Origin of the sequence: Mesorhizobium sp. M7D.F.Ca.US.004.03.1.1, assembly GCF_003998635.1 — a bacterium.
Classification (GTDB): Bacteria; Pseudomonadota; Alphaproteobacteria; order Rhizobiales; family Rhizobiaceae; genus Mesorhizobium; species Mesorhizobium loti.
On record NZ_RZQG01000603.1, the window covers coordinates 1 to 3729 of the forward strand.

Sequence of the window (3729 nt, forward strand, 5' to 3'; positions counted from 1 at the left end):
AACGGCCGGCAAATCTCGGGTTCGTGCGGCGTCGGTGTGCGATTGCCCGGCGGCCGCCAGGGAATGACGTTGGCGATATAGACCGAAGTGCGGTCGAGCCCGATCGCTGCCAGCATGCGGTCGAGCAGCCGGCCCGAGCGGCCGACGAAGGGCAGGCCCTCGATGTCCTCGTCGCGGCCAGGCGCTTCGCCGACCAGCATCACAGCTGCTTCCGGGTTGCCGTCGGCGAACACCAGGCTCTTGGCGGTGGTCTTGAGATTGCAGCCGTCGAACGACGCCATGTGCTGGCGAAGCTCGTCCAGTGTCGTTGCCGTCGTTGCCAACTGGCGGGCAAGTGCTGCTTGCGCTTCGTCGGGAACCGCAGTCGTCGCAGATGGCGGCCGCGCAACCGGTGGCGCATTTGCTCTGTCTCCGGCTTCGGCGCGAGAGATGTTCGTCGAACGCTGCGGTGCGGCGGTGTCGCCCGAAGACGCCACCGTCGGCGCGCGCTCCATAGGCTTTGGCGCAACCTCGGCGAATCGGTTCACCGGCCGATCTTCAAGCGCCTCGTCGACGCCCACGCTGGCATAAAAGGCCAGCAGGTCGGCGATATCGGGTCTGTTGTTTGGGAAAGCGGCAGTCATGCCGGCACATTCGTCCGCGTGGCGGCAATTTGCAAGGCTGGCCGCTTGCTCTACCCCGTCGGTATGCGCGGATCCTGCACCAGATAGAAAGTCCAGCGCGGCGTGTAGTCGGTCATCAGGAATTCGAACCTGGCGGTTTTCAGCGGGTCGACCTTGCCGTTCCTGAACAGCAGCCGGTCATAAGGTTCGAAATCACGATCGAAATCGGCAAAATTGCTCGACCAGATGTTGTCAGGTGTCTTGTTGCGCTGGTCGAACGAAAGCCCGTCGCCGAACACGCTCGGCTGGTTCAGGATCTCCTGCAGCTCGAACTGGAACTCGATCCAGGCCTGGCCACTGTTGTTGAGCACGTCGATGCGCATATACATGATACCGTTGGCGAATTCGCCGGCCGAGCCGAAAGCCTGGATCGGCTTTGTCGTGCGGATGGTCAGCGTGACCGGCGTTGACGAATTCAACTCTTCGGTGATCACCAGCGGATCATCCTTCGTGCCGATGCCCGAAGCGCCGGTGATGTGGAAGCCGCCAAGCTCATCGGAGAAGGAGTAGGCGCCCGTCGCCCAGACTTTCACCTCGTCCGCGGCGGCGTGACCCGGTGCCAACATCAGAAGGGCCAAAAGGAGCGCCCGGCGGGTCCGGCCGGGCGGGAAAACAAAGCGCGTCGATGAAAAGCCGGCTGGCCCAGGAATGCGCATGGCGTGAAGTATGGCCGATAAGCAAGCCGTCGAACAATTAAAAACGCAAGCGCCCAGGGCAATGCCGGACGAAAAGCACGCGCCCAGCCTCGCGATGCGCGACTTTTTGGCCAAAACCGCATTGTCACGTATCCGCCGGTTTCCTGTCGCCAATTGATGCGCTATGCAGCGCAGGAGCCAGCAAGATACCCGAATGGGATAAGCCAGTGCGGAGGGGTTGATGAGCGACATCGAACGCGAAAGCATGGAATTCGACGTGGTTATCGTCGGCGCCGGCCCGGCCGGCCTCGCCGCCGCCATCCGCCTCAAGCAGGTCAATCCCGAGCTCTCGGTTGTCGTCCTGGAAAAGGGCGGCGAAGTCGGCGCCCATATCCTCTCCGGCGCCGTCGTCGATCCGATCGGCATCGACCGGCTCTTGCCGGGCTGGCGTGATGAGGAGGGCCATCCTTTCAAGACGCCGGTTACGGCAGACCATTTTCTCGTTCTTGGCCCTGCAGGCTCGTTCCGTCTGCCCAACATCCTGATGCCGCCGCTGATGAACAATCACGGCAATTACATCGTCTCGCTCGGCAATGTCTGCCGCTGGCTGGCGACCAAGGCCGAGGCGCTCGGCGTCGAGATCTATCCAGGCTTTGCTGCGTCCGGCCTGCTTTACAATGAAGAAGGCGCCGTCACCGGCGTCGTCACCGGCGACATGGGCGTCGAGAAGGACGGCACGCACGGCCCGGGTTTCGCACCCGGCATGGCACTGATGGGCAAGTATGTGCTGATCGGCGAGGGCGCGCGGGGCTCGCTCGCCAAGCAATTGATCGCCAAATACAAGCTTTCCGATGGCCGCGAACCGGGCAAATACGGCATCGGCCTCAAGGAACTCTGGCAGGTCAAGCCGGAGAACCACCGGCCGGGCCTTGTCCAGCATTCCTTCGGCTGGCCACTCGACCTGAAGACCGGCGGCGGCTCGTTCCTCTACCACCTCGAGGACAATCAGGTGGCGGTCGGTTTCGTCCTCCATCTCAACTACAAGAATCCCTGGCTGTCGCCGTTCGAGGAATTCCAGCGCTTCAAGACCCATCCGGCAATCCGCGGTACCTTCGAAGGCGCCAAGCGGCTGGGCTACGGCGCGCGCGCCATCACCGAAGGCGGCTGGCAGTCGGTGCCGAAACTGTCCTTCCCCGGTGGCGCGCTGATGGGCTGTGCGGCCGGGTTCGTCAACGTGCCGCGCATTAAGGGGTCGCACAATGCCGTGCTGTCCGGCATGCTGGCGGCCGAGCACGTCGCCGAGGCGATCGGTGCCGGTCGTGCCAATGACGAACTTTCCTCCTATGAGGCAGCCTGGCGGGCGACCGACATCGGCAAGGATCTGAAGAGGGTGCGCAACGTCAAGCCGCTATGGTCGCGCTTCGGCACCATCATCGGTGTCGGTCTCGGCGGCCTCGACATGTGGCTGAACACGTTGTTCGGGATCTCGCCCTTCGGCACGCTGAAGCATGGCAAGGCCGACTATGCCACGCTCGAGCCTGCCGCCCAGCACAAGAAGATCGCCTATCCGAAGCCCGATGGCGTCCTGACCTTCGACCGGCTGTCCTCGGTGTTCCTGTCCAACACCAACCACGAGGAAAACGAGCCGGTTCATCTGCTTGTCGGCGACATGGAGCTGCAGAAACGTTCCGAGCACGATGTCTTTGCGGGGCCCTCGACGCGCTACTGTCCGGCCGGCGTTTATGAATGGGTCGACAAGGACGGCAATGCCGCCGCCGATCCCGCAGCCAAGGACGTGCGCTTCGTCATCAACGCGCAGAACTGCGTCCACTGCAAGACATGCGACATCAAGGATCCGAACCAGAACATCAACTGGGTGCCTCCGCAAGGCGGCGAAGGCCCGGTCTACCAGGGCATGTAAGCCACGCGCCGACCGGACAGGCTTGGCCGCCGCAAGCACAAATGCCGGCGATGGTTTGGGTCTTCCGGGCCTGTGAAATATTAGGACTGTTGAAACTGCCGCGCGCTTATGGTTCCATCTCCTGACGACAGGGAGATGGCCAATGCGCTTGGCGGTTCTGGCATGCCTTTTGGTGATCGGCGCGCTGTTCGGTTCCGCTCCGATGGCCTCGGCCGGCACCAGGGTGGTGGTCAGGACGCGGACCTATGATATCACCGGGACCACGGGTCTCGCGCTGATGGGGGCGATGGACCGCAAAGGGCCGAAGCACGGCTTCATGACGCACGCCATCGCACAGACCGGCTACACCGTGGATTGGAACCTTGACGCCGGCCAGGACAATGGCGTCTGCCGCCTGCGGAGCGCCAACGGCACGCTCAATCTCTTCTATACGTTTCCGCGTGTCGCCTCGACCACTCCGCCGGCGCTCCAGAAGCGCTGGGCGCGGTTCTTCGCCGGCGGAGTGGTCGAG

5 protein-coding genes are annotated in these 3729 nt (G+C 63.2%); 3 read left to right on the forward strand and 2 right to left on the reverse strand.

The window, feature by feature from the left end; all coding sequences use genetic code 11:
- Both EN935_RS26230 and EN935_RS26235 read right to left on the reverse strand, forming a co-directional pair.
- Window positions 1–623, reverse strand: a 623-nt coding sequence (locus EN935_RS26230; RefSeq protein WP_164771345.1) for a uracil-DNA glycosylase, incomplete at its 3' end; no start/stop codon positions are given.
- Between the two features lie 50 nt (window positions 624–673).
- On the reverse strand, window positions 674–1318 hold the full coding sequence (locus EN935_RS26235; RefSeq protein WP_109662611.1) for a hypothetical protein: 645 nt from the start codon (window positions 1316–1318) through the stop codon (window positions 674–676).
- Window positions 1319–1328: 10 nt separating this feature from the next.
- Between EN935_RS26235 and EN935_RS40920 the strand changes: the two genes are divergently transcribed.
- The 3 genes from EN935_RS40920 to EN935_RS26245 all read left to right on the forward strand — a co-directional run.
- Window positions 1329–1475 carry a hypothetical protein gene (locus EN935_RS40920; protein ID WP_164757729.1) on the forward strand — a complete coding sequence of 49 codons (147 nt, stop codon included), beginning with the start codon at window positions 1329–1331 and terminating at the stop codon, window positions 1473–1475.
- Between the two features lie 63 nt (window positions 1476–1538).
- Complete coding sequence (locus tag EN935_RS26240) at window positions 1539–3218, forward strand: electron transfer flavoprotein-ubiquinone oxidoreductase (protein WP_126068505.1); 1680 nt, start codon at window positions 1539–1541, stop codon at window positions 3216–3218.
- Between the two features lie 142 nt (window positions 3219–3360).
- The coding region (locus EN935_RS26245) for a DUF922 domain-containing protein (RefSeq protein ID WP_127373763.1) at window positions 3361–3729 on the forward strand (369 nt) is incomplete at its 3' end.